The organism is Bacillus sp. BP-3 (assembly GCF_028401955.1).
GTDB lineage: Bacteria > Bacillota > Bacilli > Bacillales > Bacillaceae_G > Bacillus_A.
In genome coordinates this window covers 68,667-84,767 of sequence record NZ_JAQOTJ010000013.1, presented here as the reverse complement: position 1 = coordinate 84,767, position 16,101 = coordinate 68,667, and the positions used below count along the sequence as shown (strand labels likewise).

At 37.2% G+C, this 16,101-nt stretch carries 19 protein-coding genes; 5 read left to right on the top strand and 14 right to left on the bottom strand.

Annotated elements, in window-relative coordinates; genetic code table 11:
- Positions 1–96 precede the first annotated feature (96 nt).
- From PLX19_RS18975 to PLX19_RS18960, 4 genes are all read right to left on the bottom strand, one after another.
- Positions 97–552 (bottom strand): GNAT family N-acetyltransferase, encoded by a 456-nt coding sequence (locus PLX19_RS18975; protein ID WP_272190327.1) that lies wholly within the window; start codon positions 550–552, stop codon positions 97–99.
- Between the two features lie 134 nt (positions 553–686).
- The gene (locus tag PLX19_RS18970) at positions 687–1,013 is read right to left on the bottom strand and encodes a nucleoside triphosphate pyrophosphohydrolase (RefSeq protein ID WP_272190326.1); all 327 of its coding nucleotides are present in this window, start codon (positions 1,011–1,013) and stop codon (positions 687–689) included.
- Positions 1,014–1,125: 112 nt separating this feature from the next.
- Entirely contained in the window at positions 1,126–1,461 is a 336-nt protein-coding gene (locus PLX19_RS18965; protein ID WP_272190325.1) for a hypothetical protein, read from the bottom strand.
- A gap of 85 nt (positions 1,462–1,546) precedes the next feature.
- Positions 1,547–2,335, bottom strand: a complete 789-nt coding sequence (locus PLX19_RS18960) for an enoyl-CoA hydratase (RefSeq protein WP_272190324.1) — start codon at positions 2,333–2,335, stop codon at positions 1,547–1,549.
- 187 nt (positions 2,336–2,522) lie between these two features.
- Between PLX19_RS18960 and PLX19_RS18955 the strand changes: the two genes are divergently transcribed.
- Together PLX19_RS18955 and PLX19_RS18950 are read left to right on the top strand one after the other, a co-directional pair.
- Positions 2,523–3,917, top strand: coding sequence for an O-antigen ligase family protein (locus PLX19_RS18955; RefSeq protein ID WP_272190323.1), 1,395 nt, complete (start codon positions 2,523–2,525; stop codon positions 3,915–3,917).
- Between the two features lie 43 nt (positions 3,918–3,960).
- Positions 3,961–4,434, top strand: coding sequence for a hypothetical protein (locus PLX19_RS18950; protein WP_272190390.1), 474 nt, complete (start codon positions 3,961–3,963; stop codon positions 4,432–4,434).
- Between the two features lie 74 nt (positions 4,435–4,508).
- Here the strand turns inward: PLX19_RS18950 and PLX19_RS18945 are convergent, their stop codons facing one another.
- The 5 genes from PLX19_RS18945 to PLX19_RS18925 all read right to left on the bottom strand — a co-directional run bounded on the left by PLX19_RS18945 (position 4,509) and on the right by PLX19_RS18925 (position 10,356).
- Positions 4,509–5,198: a pseudouridine synthase gene (locus tag PLX19_RS18945; protein WP_272190321.1), complete on the bottom strand. Its 690-nt coding sequence runs from the start codon at positions 5,196–5,198 to the stop codon at positions 4,509–4,511.
- Between the two features lie 276 nt (positions 5,199–5,474).
- Positions 5,475–5,789 (bottom strand): hypothetical protein, encoded by a 315-nt coding sequence (locus PLX19_RS18940; RefSeq protein ID WP_272190320.1) that lies wholly within the window; start codon positions 5,787–5,789, stop codon positions 5,475–5,477.
- 194 nt (positions 5,790–5,983) lie between these two features.
- Positions 5,984–7,543 carry a fatty acid--CoA ligase gene (locus PLX19_RS18935; RefSeq protein WP_272190319.1) on the bottom strand — a complete coding sequence of 520 codons (1,560 nt, stop codon included), beginning with the start codon at positions 7,541–7,543 and terminating at the stop codon, positions 5,984–5,986.
- Positions 7,544–7,682: 139 nt separating this feature from the next.
- Complete coding sequence (locus tag PLX19_RS18930; RefSeq protein WP_272190318.1) at positions 7,683–9,173, bottom strand: coproporphyrinogen III oxidase; 1,491 nt, start codon at positions 9,171–9,173, stop codon at positions 7,683–7,685.
- A 310-nt stretch (positions 9,174–9,483) separates the two neighbouring features.
- Positions 9,484–10,356 (bottom strand): Cof-type HAD-IIB family hydrolase, encoded by an 873-nt coding sequence (locus PLX19_RS18925; protein ID WP_272190317.1) that lies wholly within the window; start codon positions 10,354–10,356, stop codon positions 9,484–9,486.
- A gap of 135 nt (positions 10,357–10,491) precedes the next feature.
- Here PLX19_RS18925 and PLX19_RS18920 point away from each other — a divergent pair, with 135 nt between their 5' ends.
- Positions 10,492–11,106: a DNA-3-methyladenine glycosylase gene (locus PLX19_RS18920; RefSeq protein ID WP_272190316.1), complete on the top strand. Its 615-nt coding sequence runs from the start codon at positions 10,492–10,494 to the stop codon at positions 11,104–11,106.
- A 246-nt stretch (positions 11,107–11,352) separates the two neighbouring features.
- Here the strand turns inward: PLX19_RS18920 and PLX19_RS18915 are convergent, their stop codons facing one another.
- Both PLX19_RS18915 and PLX19_RS18910 read right to left on the bottom strand, forming a co-directional pair.
- On the bottom strand, positions 11,353–11,703 hold the full coding sequence (locus tag PLX19_RS18915; protein ID WP_272190315.1) for a YlbF family regulator: 351 nt from the start codon (positions 11,701–11,703) through the stop codon (positions 11,353–11,355).
- A 113-nt stretch (positions 11,704–11,816) separates the two neighbouring features.
- The gene (locus PLX19_RS18910) at positions 11,817–12,947 is read right to left on the bottom strand and encodes a DUF445 domain-containing protein (protein WP_272190389.1); all 1,131 of its coding nucleotides are present in this window, start codon (positions 12,945–12,947) and stop codon (positions 11,817–11,819) included.
- 306 nt (positions 12,948–13,253) lie between these two features.
- On the opposite strand from PLX19_RS18910, the gene PLX19_RS18905 reads away from it, so the two are divergent.
- Complete coding sequence (locus tag PLX19_RS18905) at positions 13,254–14,318, top strand: YheC/YheD family protein (protein WP_272190314.1); 1,065 nt, start codon at positions 13,254–13,256, stop codon at positions 14,316–14,318.
- A gap of 42 nt (positions 14,319–14,360) precedes the next feature.
- Here the strand turns inward: PLX19_RS18905 and PLX19_RS18900 are convergent, their stop codons facing one another.
- Both PLX19_RS18900 and PLX19_RS18895 read right to left on the bottom strand, forming a co-directional pair.
- On the bottom strand, positions 14,361–14,606 hold the full coding sequence (locus tag PLX19_RS18900) for a hypothetical protein (RefSeq protein ID WP_272190313.1): 246 nt from the start codon (positions 14,604–14,606) through the stop codon (positions 14,361–14,363).
- Between the two features lie 53 nt (positions 14,607–14,659).
- Positions 14,660–14,854, bottom strand: a complete 195-nt coding sequence (locus PLX19_RS18895) for an alpha/beta-type small acid-soluble spore protein (RefSeq protein ID WP_020061041.1) — start codon at positions 14,852–14,854, stop codon at positions 14,660–14,662.
- A 253-nt stretch (positions 14,855–15,107) separates the two neighbouring features.
- On the opposite strand from PLX19_RS18895, the gene PLX19_RS18890 reads away from it, so the two are divergent.
- A complete protein-coding gene (locus tag PLX19_RS18890; protein ID WP_020061040.1) occupies positions 15,108–15,308 on the top strand; it encodes an alpha/beta-type small acid-soluble spore protein in 201 nt (66 codons plus the stop codon).
- A gap of 47 nt (positions 15,309–15,355) precedes the next feature.
- On the opposite strand, the gene PLX19_RS18885 is transcribed toward PLX19_RS18890, so the two are convergent.
- Positions 15,356–16,090, bottom strand: a complete 735-nt coding sequence (locus PLX19_RS18885) for an amino acid ABC transporter ATP-binding protein (protein WP_272190312.1) — start codon at positions 16,088–16,090, stop codon at positions 15,356–15,358.
- Between the last annotated feature and the right edge of the window lie 11 nt (positions 16,091–16,101).

The window sequence follows — 16,101 nt, the reverse complement described above, 5'->3', positions numbered from 1 at the left end:
TCCATTGTAGACTTGAAACAAGGTTCGATCATTCCTGTGATCTTTATTTCATTAAAGTACCCTTTAGTTGAACAAGAAAATATCCTCATAATCTCGTTATGATTTAGTTGTCATAATAATTGAACGTGGATAGAATCCCAATTTCTTATAAAACGATACAGCTTCATTCCCGTACACTACTGTTAATTCAATTTCATATATTTGTTTTTCTTTAAACCATTCCATTGCACTATTCATTAATTTCAAACCCAATCCGTTTCTTCGATATTTTTCATCAACAAATAGAACCTCAATCTTCCCGCTTACTTTTTTACTATATGCTATACAAAATCCTAATATATTGTCTGTTTCTGACTCAATCAATAATTCAATTCTGTACTCTCCATACTTTGAATTTTTTTTATATTCTTCAATACGTTCCTCAAATGTAATTTTTGGATAATCACCAGAAAAAAATTTTGATTTACTGTTATGGTATTCATGCAATTTATCTAATGAGTTTCTTATTATCTCTATTTCACTGAGAGTTATCTGTTTATTAATAATTCCCATACTTCAACCTCTCCAATAATATATATTTATTTAAGAGCTCCATCTATCTTCTTCAGATTCCACACAATCTTGAGGTTAGGATCTTACCGCCCGCGAATAGCGAGTAAAAGGCACCGCATGTATTGCGATGCCCTTTACTCTTCATTCACTTCTATTAAATACACACCTTTTTCAAATCCGCCGCGCTCCGCTTCTTTCTCTTTACGAATACGCTCAACATCTTCTAACGTTACCCCTTCTGCTTGCGCCAATGCTTTAATCACTTCCAATGCATCAGCTAAAGAATCTAATGCATGCTCACGTTCTTGCATAGATGCAAACTCACGCATTTCTTCAATGCCGACTTTCGATAATTCTTCTATGTATTCTTGTTTACTTAATTTTTTTGACGTATATGTTTTACCAGACATTAAAATCATTTCTGGTACACGGTCGCGGACGACTTTATTATAAACTGACATGAGGACACCTCCGTTTTCTTCTATTGTAAATATAAATTTTTTAAGCGGGCAAGAGCAGCTGACCATACATAGCAGTGACTTATATGTTGAAAAATAAACTAGATTTATATACTTAATAACACCCTAACTCTGCAGAATATAAAAACCAATGTTTTTTTACACAAGCTGACGACATATAAATGCTAGATGACATGTGACGTATTTCTGGAAATTGATAATTTTCATACTCTTTCTCTGGCACACCGTAAAAAGCGCGGAGGTGATCTGGTACAACGCCATCATATCGATCTTCCATTCTCTCAATCTCACTTTGCATAGCTGCCTTTGGGTTTCCAGATAGAAACATCGCAGTTCGAATTGCTGCGGTTGGTGTACGGTGTAACAGCACATATATGAGTAGCCATACCCCCATAATACTCATAATTATTCTTTTTTGTTTACGACTCATCCATATCTCCTTCTATGATTCAAGAAAAAAGTGCTAACACCATTATACAAAAAATGTGTTAACACTTTCTATTTTTGTAAAACTTTTATTCTCCTTTAAACACCGGCGGACGCTTCTCTAAAAACGCAGTAATTCCTTCCCTGTGGTCCGCTGTTCTTCTCATTGCATATTGACCGCGTTTTTCAAGCTGCAGCGCTTGCTCTAACGAAGAACGATTTAATTCAGCCAAAATTTGCTTCGTTTGAATCATAGCTGCAATTGGTTTTTGCAGCCATTCACTAATTTTCTGTTTCACTGCATCTTGGAAGTTCTCACCGATTACTTCATCAATCATGCCAATTTCAAGCGCTTCGGTTGCTGGTAATTTCTTTCCTTCCCAAATAATTTCTTTTGCCATATGCTCTCCAAGGCGCTTTTGTAAGAAGAAATGTCCGCCGCCATCTGGAATTAAAGCGATTCCAATAAAATTCATCGCAATAATAGATGAAATATCAGCCATTACGTAATCAGCTGTTAAAGCAATGCTAAGTCCAAGCCCTGCCGTTGGACCATGAATCGCACTAATCACAAGCTTTGGCATTGTATACAGCGTTACAATAATTTCTGAAATAGTATTCATAATGCCTTCAAACGCACTTTCATCTCCGCTTGCTAACATCGATTTAATATCGCCGCCCGCCGAAAAACCACGGCCGTTTCCACATAGTACAACGACATGAACAGAACTTTCAGCTACTTCTTTTAACTTTTGTAATAATTCTTTTAACGTTTGCTCATCTAATGCATTTAATACTTCTGGACGATTTAACATAATCGTCGCAACTCGTCCTTCATATTGTAAAACTACTGATTCCGCCTTGCTAGAAACTGTCATAAACTCTCTCTCTCCTTCTATAATCTGTTATCCTTATATAATTATAGAAAGGGCTTTCAAAAACCTTCTTTTTTCTTAATTTTCTGTCGAATTTACACTAAATTATTTTACATTTATTTACCATATCAATAAAATAGTGTATTGTGAAAAAGCAACATTCATTTCTTCGATTATGAAAGGGGACAAAATGGGTACGAAATTGATACAAAAGAAACAGAATTTCACGTATTTCTTTCTATTATTCATCGCACTGCAACCCGTCTTAGATTTGTTAACGTCATTGTCAATTCAAATGTTACATATGGATGCAACGTTAAGTATTGTTGTACGTTTTAGCGTGATGCTTCTTGCGATGATTTATCTATTTATTTATCAGAAAAATAAAAAGCCTTTCGCATATATTTGCCTACTAGGTGTTGCTATGACTGCTGGGCTTCTTAATAATCTCGTTGTAAAACATCCAATTTCACTTGGAGAAGAAGTTAAGTTTATGGCCAAATGTATGTATCCAATCGTTATGTTGTTTGGATATATTCTTGTATTTAAAACTTTGCAGAACAAGCAAAATTCGTACGATACATTATTACGGTATTTCTTATATGCAAGTTTATTCATGAGTATTGTGATGGTCATTTCCATCGCAACTGGCACAGACTATCAAAGTTATACAATTGAGAAAATCGGCTCGAAAGGATGGTTTTATGCCGCAAACGAAATCGGTGCCATTTTAGCCATTACATTCCCTGTTGTTGTCCTATATTCGATTCATAAGACAACTTCTTTTACGCAATCATACTACTGGATTCCGACAATGCTAGCACTATATTCCAGTATTATGATAGGAACAAAGGTTGCATACATATCTAGTATTTTGACATTAGGAGTGGCACTATTCTTTTCGTTTATCGAATATATGATGAAGCGAAGCCGTCCGCAGCTTATTAATACAATGCTCGCCTTGATTGTATTAGGAGGCATCATAATTGTAACGCCGTTTACCCCCATCGCCAAAAACATGGGAATTCATTTACAAATATACAATAAACAGCATACAAATAAACAAGAACAACAGCCTAATAAACAAGAACAACAACCTAATAAACAAGAACAGCAGCCTAATAAACAAGAACAACAACCTAATAAACAAGAAGAAAGAGCTTTAACAACTGGAGAAGTAAACAGTTTAATTTATAGTGATCGTGACAAATATCTAATCATGCACCAAAAGTACTTTCAAGAAGCACCACTATCACAAAAATTGTTAGGCATGGGATATGCCGGAAACTATGAAAAAACACCAAAAGTGATAGAAAGGGACTTCCATGATCTATTCTTCTGGTTCGGAATCATTGGATTCATCATGTACCTACTACCACTTGTTTACTTCGGCATCATGCTTACGTTTCGCATTCTCACAAACTTCAAATCTATTTTAACCATAAAATATATGTTGCTTGGCACGGCAATCGTACTTGCAATTGGCATCGCATTTACAGCTGGACATGTATTTACCGCACCGGCTGTCAGCATTTTCTTTGTTGCCTTGCTCGCTTATCTGATTGTGGACTTACAAGCAGAGTGATATAATGAACCATCACATTATTAATTACAATTACGGAGGACCTATGCTAACTTTTGAAGAAAAATTAACGATTATTGAATCATTTCCTGAGCTAGAAAGAAAAAATGTCTCTCTAGGACGCATTAATTTTCATTATGAAGAAAGCCGTCTAGACAAAAAGAATGTTGTATACCATTTACACCCGAACGGAAATGGGTTTGTCTATGCCGGGCATCTAAAAGGCTACAAAACGAACGATAAAGGAATGGTGAACATCCGCGATTTTTCAGCGGAAGAACTTCGCTCCTTACTTGAAAAATCAATGGCTGTCCTTTCACAAGAACCAGTAGAAGAAGTTGTAATTGCGGAGAACTTTCAAGAAGAAGAGTGGATAAATGAGGACAAACATATCTTAACTCTTATTAAAGAAGATGAAGATATGTGGAACGTTTATGCTGGGATACAGTTAGATGGTACATTTAACTCTTACAAAGAAGCAGCACAATACCTTGATGAAGAAGGATTCACACGTAAATAAGAAAGACGGGTCTGCACTATATCGGCGACTCACAAGTAGAAGGAGGTGACCAAAATCACCTCCTTCTTTTTCTTTTATCCTAACAGTGCAAGGAGCTCACTCAGTTCCTCCTCAGTCAAATCACGCCACTGCCCTGTTTCTATTCCATCTATTGTTATGTTCATAATCCGAATGCGCTCTAACCTCGTAACGGTATAACCAAATGCGCGGCACATCCGGCGAATTTGCCGATTCATCCCTTGCGTCAAAATAATTCGGAATACAAGGTCGCTGATCCGATATATATCACATGGATTCGTTTTCCCATCACGAATTGTAACACCGCCGGCCATTCCTTTTAAGAACGCATCGTCAAATGGCTTATCAACTGTGACAATATATTCTTTCTCATGACCATATTCGGAGCGCATCATTTTATTAACGATATCACCGTCATTTGTCATTAAAATTAATCCTTGTGATGCTTTATCCAAGCGGCCAATTGGAAAAATGCGTTCCGGATAATTAACAAAATCGATAATATTTCCTTCAATATGCTTCGCCGCTGTACAAGTAATCCCTACCGGTTTATTTAATGCAATATAAATGGGATGTGTCTTCTTAGGAATCGGCTTCCCATCAACAAGTACAATGTCATCAGGCTCTACTTCTTGTCCAGGTTCACAAATTTCGCCATTCACAGTAATTCGCTTTTCGGCAATGAGACGATTCGTTTCTCTTCTTGAATAATAACCTGTTTCACTAACGAATTTATTAATTCTCATATGAAGTCCTTTCTCAGTTGAATTCACTTTTCCTATTCTATCATGAATGGATTTTATAATTCGGATTCAAAATATAAAATGATAATCCACATTGGACTTAACGAGCGAAATTGCGAGTAAATTTAAGCATTAGCTACTGACTTCCGCATACGAAAATCAATACTAAAAAACTCCGAGTAGTCGTGTAACTGATAATCAGCTATATTACTTTGGCCTTGAAACATACATGTTTGAATTCATCAAGCTAACAACTCTAAATATCCTAATACCTTTTCATTATTTTTCCTGCAGCACCCAATAATAAAACCAAAAAGCAAACCAAAAGAACCAAAAGAGAGGAAGTATATTGAGCCATCTGACTACCTTATATTGACCTCTTTGATAAAATATTCTTGCCAGTATTGCTGTTACTAAAAATGTTAAGACAAAACAAGGATAGGAATAGAAAATGCACTGCCTGAAAATGTCATTTTCTGAGCCTGGTGCATCAAAAATCATCCCCGTCAAAATACCTGGAACGAACCCGAATACAGCTAACAAGACATAAAGTAGCTGCATAGCATTCATTCTATCTTTCACCTTTTTCTCCATCATCCTACTTCCTTTTCTTGCATATCACATCAATATTCAACAGACATCTTAATCAGATTTTCTGTTTTATCAATCGATACATGCACATTGATAAAAAAATATATCGAAAAATAAAAATATTAAATTTCCAATTATTATAACAAAATTATAAAAAAAACACAGCTACAAAACTGCAGCTGCGCTTCTACGCTACCCTAAGATTTCTTCGCTTCCTTCAAAGATTCACGGAGTATAAATTTCTGTAGTTTCCCGCTCGCATTACGCGGCAGTTCTTTCGCGAATTCGTAACGACGAGGACGTTTATAATCAGCTAATTCATCACTTTCCTTACAGTAACGTTCTAATTCTTCTTCTGTTAATGACTCATCTTTCTTCACAACTACCGCGACGACGCGCTCGCCCCATAGTTCATCTGGTTCTCCAAGTACAGCCACATCTAAAACACCATTATGGCTATGCAAGAAGTCTTCAATTTCGCGCGGATAAACGTTCACACCCCCGCTAATGACCATATCGTCAACACGATCTGCCACGTATAAATAACCATCTTTATCAAAATAGCCAAGATCACCGGAATGATACCAACCTTTATACATTACTTTTTTGGTTGCTTCTTCGCGGTTATAGTATCCAGCCATCATACTTGTCCCGCGTATAATGATTTCTCCAACTTCGTAAGGCGCAAGTACATCGTCTGGTTCTGATGGTTCATCTTCATTTGATTTCACGATGCGCACTTCATGACTAAAGCAAGGTGTCCCTGCTGATCCTGCTTTTGTAATTTGATCTTCTTCTACAAGAAACGCTATAACAGGTCCAAACTCTGTCATCCCGTAAATTTGCACAAGATCGATATACAGACGTTCTTTACATTCTTTCACAAGCGCCGGCGCCATTGCCGCTCCACCGTAAACTCCTATCTTCATTGAGGTTAAATCATATTTTGATAAATCTTCTTGCAGTAGCATATTCCACATTGTCGGTGCTGCGAAGAACGTTGTAATTTTCTCTTCTTGAATTGTGTCTAGCACTGTTTTCGTATCAAAATGATGCAAAATAACGTTTTTCCCGCCAACTTGAATTCGTGGCAAAATACCGGCGTTCAATTCGCCGCAATGATATAGCGGAGCAACAACTAATCCAACGCTATTACGTGTATATTTTATATAATATGTACAAATCATACTATGTTCAGCCATGTCCCGGTGGCGGTGCAGCACTCCTTTTGGATTCCCAGTCGTACCGCTCGTATAAAGCATCGAGCAATAATCCATTTCATCCACTTCAATACTTGTCGGTTCTGCCTTTGCTTCATTTACTTTTTCATGATAAGAAGCGGCATAGGACGGCGTGTCCTCTTCAATGTACCAAAATGAAGTATGCGGAAAGTCACGTTCAATTAACGCAATTGTTGATTCAACTTCTTTTTCAAACACAACAACTTTAGAGGAAGCATCTTGCAGTATGTAGGAAACTTCTTTCGCTTTTAAACGGAAATTGATCGGGTTAAAGATTGCGCCAATCTTCGCACAAGCGAGGTAAACTGTTACAAATTCATGTGAATTATATAAGTAAACAGAAACGCGGTCTCCTTTTCGTACGCCTTCTGCAAGAAGTGCGTTTGCCGTTTTATTTACTTCCATATCCCACTGTTTATATGTAAAGCGAATGTTTTTTGCAGGTTCTACTAACGCTTCTTTCTGTGGATATTTTTGCACAGCTAAATCAAAAATTCTGCCAACAGTCATGTACATACCGCATGTTCCCCCTTTTAATTTTCATAATTTTATGAATTCGTTCACAAATAGACATTTCCTGCTCATTTTTACTTCCTTTTTCTGATCATTCTCGACAACCTTTTACAAAAAAAGAAACCGCCAAACTGGCGGTTTCTTATCCGAATAACTCTTGTAAAATTTTAAGTTTATCTTCTGTATACTTTATATAGCCATCATTATATGACTTTGGATCTTTCGGGTTCGCAAAGTGCGTAATCGCACCCGTCTTTGGATGAACAAATTTACTTGATGCACCGCAGCCAAGACCGATAATAGACTGCACTTCTTCCATAATGACGATATTATAAATACTTTCTTGGCTTGGCATTGCATAGCCAACGTTCTCTAAGTTACCTAAAATATTCTTTTGACGATATAAATAATATGGTACGTAATGATGCTCTTTCGTCCACTCTTCTGCTTCATGCATCATCGCGGTAATCTCTTCGCGGCCTGCCACTTTATATTTACGCTTATTTTGCGTCATTTCAGAAGCACGCTTAAAGGATAATGTGTGCACCGTTAACGATTCTGGCATAAGCTTTTCTGTTTCTTCTAGCGTATGTTTAAAGATATCTAATCCTTCACCTGGAAGACCGATAATTAAGTCCATATTAATATTGTTCATACCCATTTCGCGAGCAAGGTGATACTTTTCAATCGTTTCTTCTACTGTATGATGACGTCCAATTGCTTTTAATGTTTCTTGATGGTACGACTGCGGATTAATACTAATGCGGTCGATATTCCATTTGTTTAACACATCTAGCTTCTCTGGTGTAATTGTATCTGGACGCCCTGCTTCTACTGTTACTTCACGAACTTGCTTTACATCTGGAAACGACTCATACATTTCTTCATACAGCATGTCCATTTCTTCAGCTGTAATACTTGTCGGCGTACCGCCGCCGTAGTAAATCGTCGTTACTTTCACGCCTTTTTCTTTTAAAAACTTACCAATTTCACGAACTTCATAATGCAAACCGCCTAAGAATGAATCAACAGATCCTTGACGTCCATTAATTGCATAAGCTGGGAATGTACAATATGCACATTTCGTTGGACAGAACGGAATCCCAATATAAATACTTACTTCTTCTTTTAAACGATATAAATCTGGCACAACAGATAATTGGCAATCAACAATACGTTGCATCAGCTCAATTTTTTCCTCATGAATTAAATAGCTTTCACGCAGTTCATGATGTGCTGCTTTTTTTGACATACCGCTTTGCAGCATTTTATGAAGAAGCTTTGTTGGACGCACACCTGTTAAAATTCCCCACTTTTGCTCCACGCCTGTTAACTGCTGAAGAACAGATAAATATACATAAGAAACAACATGTTTTACTTGCTTCATACGTTCCTTTTCTTCCGTAAAGGACGATAAATCTTTAGAAAACGTCTCTTCATACACATTTCCAGTCAGGGTTTCTGTTAAACGAGCAGAAGCCGTCACATTTCCTTCTATGTTTATATCAACAATGATATTTGCATCTTCTTGTTCAAATGCTACTGTACTTTCTTCAAAAAATAAGCCGCTAATATTTTGCAGCGGACGTAAAAAACGATCATCTTGTAACGTTTTAATTGAAATTAACAACAATCATCACCTTTTCTATTTTCAAACTTCCTTTAGTTTACTTGAAGGGTGATAGGAGGTCAACAAGGAACTCCTGGGATGGGAAAACCCCTCTTTTTTTTAAATAAGCGAGAAGATTTAGGCGGTCAGGGCCTTTTTCTGCCATGTGCGGCGCTATAAAACAAAAGGGCAAAACGAGTGCATATCTCTTTTTGTTTACATAACAGTAAATTATACATTCTTCTCGAATCCATTTATGTCGAACGGTCTTTATCTTTCTATCAATCGCTGATATATCACAAAGAAATCTCAGGCACCCGCCTGAGATTTCCGATTACCATCTCTTCATTTGGAGATGATTGTTTAAAAATTTAATTGGAAACTGTTTTCGAAAATGTTCTTTGATCATATATTGTACGCCGTTTTCATCATTGGAGCGTGTTATCCAATCGGCAGCTTTTTTCAATTCAGTTGGGGCATTGCCCATGGCTACTCCTAATCCAACGCTTTCAATAACATCTAAATCTTCGAAGCTATCTCCAATCGCTACCATTTCTTTTAACTCAATACCAAGATGTTCACCTAATAATTGTAGTCCGCGTAATTTTGATACATGAGGCGGTACGATTTCGATTTGTGTTTTCCCGCACTCAATACACTGCACATTTTCAAATGATTTTTGTAAAGTCGTAAGCGCACGTTGCTTTTCACTTTGATTTGCAAATGTCACATCAATTTTCGGGGCAGCTACTGGCTGATCACGCAGTGCATCGCCAAGCGAATCTACAAATTGGACCGGATAAAAGAGTGGATCCGAAGTGGACAAAACTGTTCGGGCAATTAAATTTGGCGTATGCTGATGGCGATTGCCAATGGAAAACTTTTCATGAGAAATACGAACGTTACATTCAAAATGTTCGAGTACCTGCACAATATTAAATGTTGTTTCTTCTGATAATCGTTTTTGAATTAACGGTTTATCTAATGAAGATGAAATAAATGCTCCGCCATGCGTCACCAATAAGGAATTCAATTTTAATGATTTCGCTACTTTGTGAGCAGATTGAAAGTTTCGGTTCGTAAAGAACGTAACGTATACACCTTTTCTCTTTACAAACTCAATCGCTTCACGTGTTCCTTTTTGTAACTTTCCATTTGAAAGTAGTAATGTTCCATCTATATTAAGAGCTAACAAACGATAAATCATGATGCAGTACCCCCTTTTCTTAGCTGCACTGTTCTATCATTAATTTATGAAACAACAATGTTAATTAGAACGAATTGGCATTTGTGCAATGAATTTGCTTTAATAAGATACAAAGCTGCGAAAGGAGTTTTCTAAATGAAATGGCCACTTTCTTTGTATGAAGGCGATACACTAGACGTTGCGAAGCGATTACTTGGACATAAACTCGTTCATGTCGTAGATGGAGTAAAACGAAGCGGAATCATTGTCGAAGTAGAAGCATATAAAGGACCTGATGATAAAGCGGCACATAGCTATGGCGGCCGCCGCACAGAACGAACAGAAATTATGTACGAATCTCCCGGCCATGCTTACGTATATCTTATTTATGGTATGTACCATTGTTTTAATGTCATTACAGCACCAGCAGGAACCCCGCAAGGTGTGTTAATTCGGGCTTTAGAGCCAGTAGACGGCATTGAAGAGATGAAACAAGCAAGATACGGAAAAACAGCAATTACAAAATCACAGTTCAAAAACTTAACAAATGGACCTGGAAAGCTCTGCAAAGCAATGGGAATTACATTAGAGCAAAAAGGGCTTCTCCTTACGAGTGATGAACTCTATATGGAACAGGTTTCTCCAGAACATCATCTTTCTCATACATATAACATTACCGCAGGCCCGCGCATTAATATTGATTACGCTGAAGAGGCGGTGCACTATCCATGGCGCTTTTACTTTCAAGGGCATCCGTTTGTTTCTAAATAAAGTAAAAAGGTGTTTTCAAAACATGAAAACACCTTTCTTTTTATCACTTCGCATATCTCATATGCTTCTTTTGTTCACGAATATCTAATTCAGGAAGGTGTTCATGAACAAGAATGATGACTTCCTCAATTAACGATTCTAATTCCTCTTATTTAAATATTTCGTCCAAAACAATGGATTACATCACCCTTTTGTAAAAATAAAAAAACACTTCCTCGCTAACGAGAAAGTGTCTCTTCCTTATGATTACATATGTTCGTTATATAAGTCTTCAAGCGGCTTCATCGTAATTTTGTTTACATCGCCGATTAAAACATTTAAACGTTGCTCTGCTTGCATTAAGTTTGTAATTTTTGCGTTTTGTTGTACCATTGCTACAACTTCTTGCGCTTTTTGGTTATCTTCTTCTGTTAATTGCTCGCCTTGCATCATTTTTTGTTGAAGCTCCATTTGCATCATACGGAAACGATCAAATAGTTGTTTCGCATCTGCATCTGCTTGTACTTCTGCATAGCTCACTTTTAATAATTGAAAATCAGGATGTTCTGCAATTGCTTTTTGTAATTCATACGCCACATCATGCATGTTTTTTGCCATTATATATATCCTCCTTGCAATGCGATACATTATCACATTGTTTATATGTTTTCGTTCCTTACATACTCTTCCTACGATATCAGACTATGTATCATATGTGAAGTAAATTCACCTTATGACATAACAATTAATAATAAGCCTTGCAGAGCTCCAATTACACCACCAAGTAATGCACCTAAATACGTAATCATTTTCAATTCACTTTTTGTAATAGATAAAACCAGTTCTTCTATACGCTCAATTGGAAATGATTCTACTTCTTGCTGGACAATATCAGCTAAATGCAAGCGCTGCATAATATCCCCGATATGATTCGTCGCCCACTGCAGTCCATTGCGCACAACACTTGGAATCACATTATTTCTTACATTATCACGAATCGGAGCACATACATCGCGAACAGATTGATTGAATACAGTACTTACCGTTCGTTCTACTTTCACAAAAGACAGAATGCCTTTTAGGACAGCTTCTTTTGAAATGAATGCTTCTACTTCACTCACTTCACGCTGTTTCAGCTTTTCCCACTCTTTTCTCATCACATCAGACAGCAATTGTTTCGTTCCCTCTTGCTGCAAAAACTTAATCACTTCTGGCTGCAACTTGTCGACTAAACTTACATTCCCTAAAAACATGCCCACCAAATTTAATAATGTACCACGCGATGCAAAAAAGTCATCAATCATTTTAGAGAGACGTTGTTTTCCTTCTGCACTTTCAAAGAAATCCATAGCTTTTCGGATAATAAAAGCAGCTGCATCTGGCATTTTCTCGTCAATCTTTTCATGAATAGACAGCGGCAGAGCTTGTTCCCATGTATAAGCACGATAGGTTTCAAATAATGAATCTACTTTATGTATTATGATACCTTCAATTTGCTTTGTAACTCGTTCTTCCATATGAATCATATCCAGTTGCTCTAACACTTCATGCAATGTTTGCTCATTCATTAGAACTTTGTCCACTGCTGTTTGAGCCCAACCGATAAGCTCTTGATGAAACAACTCATTTGTTAACTTCTTCTCAATTCCTTCTGGTGTTAATAAATGATCAACAACCATCTTCCCTAATTGTACAGCTAACTCATCCCGGCGCTTCGGAATTAATCCAGGCGTAAAGGGTACCCGAAACTTCCCAATATATTTTGGATGATGCGGTCGAAATAACATTTTAATGGCAAGATGATTTGTATATCCGCCAATAACCGCACCTATTCCTGACGTTGTTAGCAGATTTAGCCACATATTCACAATATATCAACCTTCCGTTTCTTATATATAAATCCATTTTCATTTTTTAACATATAAATCGCCACTTACTTTCTCCCTTTGTTTTCATTCTTGCATGTAGCAAAAAATCCAACCTAAAAAGAAAGGGGTTTTTAATCGATTTATACACATACCCTCCATTATAACTGCTATACAATGCGCCAGTAAACGAGATACTAGTCAATTCATTAAAAATAGTACTCATAGTTGGTATAAGACACATTTCTGTGAATATTACTCAAGTAGATACATGTTTAGTTCCCTATAAAAGGAGGTTGTCTTATGGTTCTCGGACTATTAACATCACGTTTCCATCATGAGCGAGAATACTACACAGAAATTGCAAAACGCTCATGCTTCCATCACATTACCGTTGCCCAGTTTACTCCCTTTAGCATCAATCCCCAAACAGAGCTTGTGAACGGACTTGTTTTTGATGCCAATCAGCAAGATTGGGTAGAAAAGCAATTCTCCATTCCATCTCACATCTATAATCGATGCACATACAAAACTGAAAAAAATATGAAGAAGGCGCTCCCAATTATCAAATGGTTGCAAAGCCGCCCGCAATCCGTATTTTTAAACGCTGAACTTCCAAATGAAGCCGATATGTATGAAACTCTTGCCACAAACAAAAAGCTAGCACCATATGTTCCAGTAATCAAACATGCAAATGAAAAGACAACTCTGCAATTATTACAGACAAAAAAAGATGTGATTTTAAAGCCCTGTCATCCATTTTCAAAACAAAGCATTCATCACATTTCTTATCAAAACCGAATGTTTCATGTTACTACATTAGAACAAAATCAATGTTTGACAAAAACATTCCAAACAAAAGAACCATTTTTATCTTGGTTACAATCGGCGCTGCAAACATGTGAGTATAACGTACAATCTATGGTGCGAACATCCCCTGTGCATATTCGTTCTTTTTTACAAAAAAACAAAAACGGTATATGGGAAGAACAAGCAAGGCTAATCCAAATAGACGACACACCTTATTCTTTCTTATTTCCTCTTACACAGCAAATACGTTGTATTCCGTTTACAAAGTGGCAACATCAGCTATCTAAGATTGACTTTACACTGCTGCAGGATAGTTTACACAACATTACGAAAGAAGTCCCTCAAACTTTAGAAAATGCCTTTTCTCACTTATTTGAATTAGAACTTTCGATTGTAATGGACAATAACGGTGCTGTTTGGCTCTATCATATCAATTTAAACCCTAGTTACTCCGCCTTTACCAAACAAAATGTTGATTTAATTGAAAAAGTATGTACCGCACCGCTTCATTATTACCGTCATCTAAATCAGAACAAAAACAGTAAACAGGAAATGTAAATACACGAAAAACCCGTCTCAACTTTTTGCTGAGACGGGTTTTTATATGAGCTGTACAGTGACTTCGGTTTGCCTTTCACAAACCGGACAATATAACAGATGAAGGCAATATTGCTGTGAGTCATGTGCAGATAGTCCATCAACTTTCTCTAGCAGTTCTTGATCCTGATATGCACTATATGGTCCTAGATAATCGACTGTTTTCCCGCAATCTTGCAGCTGGCTCGTACAATTAGGACAAGTATATTCTTTATGTTCTAATGCATTACAAAGCGGACATATCGCCATTTTGATTCCTCCAAAAAAGGGACGGTATTCCCGTCCCCTATAACCATTTTCATTTATTTTTGGAAACCACCTAAATGTTGCTCTGCATAAGATACAAGACGTTTTGTAATTTCACCGCCAACAGATCCGTTTGCGCGTGATGTTGCATCTGGGCCAAGTTGTACGCCGAACTCAGTTGCGATTTCATACTTCATTTGATCTAAAGCGCTTTGTGCACCAGGAACTGCAAGACTATTGTTTCTAGCCATGTTATATCACCTCCTTGTATTGGTGTATTCATAGTATGTAAAAGCACATTTTTTCTATGCAAACAGAACATGTGTAATTTTTGGCATTTGTTTAAATTTACAAATTTTACAAAACAATATCTCGCATATCTTTCTACGTATCATCCATACTATGAGTACAATCACTCCACACGATGGATTAGTGCCAAACGGGGCGATTCTGGTTCAACTCCAGCTAATCCAACCAAAACTCACACTAAGGAGGATATATACTATGACAAACCGTAATTCCAACCAATTAGTAGTACCTGGTGCAGAGAGTGCTTTAGACCAAATGAAATACGAAATTGCAACTGAATTTGGAGTAACATTAGGTGCAGATACAACAGCTCGTGCTAATGGTTCAGTAGGTGGAGAAATTACAAAGCGTTTAGTAGCAATGGCTGAACAAAGCCTTGGCGGGTTTCACAAATAAATATATATGGCAAAAAGGTCTCAAGCATCGCTTGAGACCTTTCTATATTACTGCAGCATTTGTAAAAACTTTTTCGTACGTTCTTCTTTCGGATGTACCAAAACTTCTTCCGGTGTACCTTGTTCCACAATGACACCGCCATCCATAAAAATAACACGGTTCGCAATTTGATGTGCAAAGCGCATCTCATGCGTAACAATGACCATTGTCATACCTTCCTGTGCAAGTTCTTTCATTACTTTTAGCACTTCTTGCACAAGTTCAGGGTCAAGTGCTGATGTCGGTTCATCAAACAAAATGACTTGCGGCTCCATCGCTAGCGCGCGCGCAATCCCTACGCGCTGCTGCTGTCCACCTGAAAGCTGGAATGGATATAAATCCATCTTATCACCGAGTCCTACTTTTCTCAGAAAGTACTCCGCTTTTTCTTTTGCCTTCTCTTTTGATACGTTCTTCACTGTGACAAGGCCTTCCATTACATTTTCACGCGCTGTAAAATGCGGGAATAAATTGTGATGTTGAAACACCATACCTGTTTGCGTGCGCAACTGCACAATATCACGCTTCGTCACTTTTTTCGAAAAATCGAGTGTTTCCTTACCGATACGAATGACACCACTATTCGGTTTTTCTAGTACGTTTAGACAACGAAGCAATGTTGTCTTCCCCGAACCAGAAGGCCCTATAATAACAACAACTTCACCTTTATCTACTTCCATATCAATTTGCTTCAAAACGGTGTTATCACCGAAACTTTTTTGTAAATGTTGAATTGAAATCATAAAAACAAAAA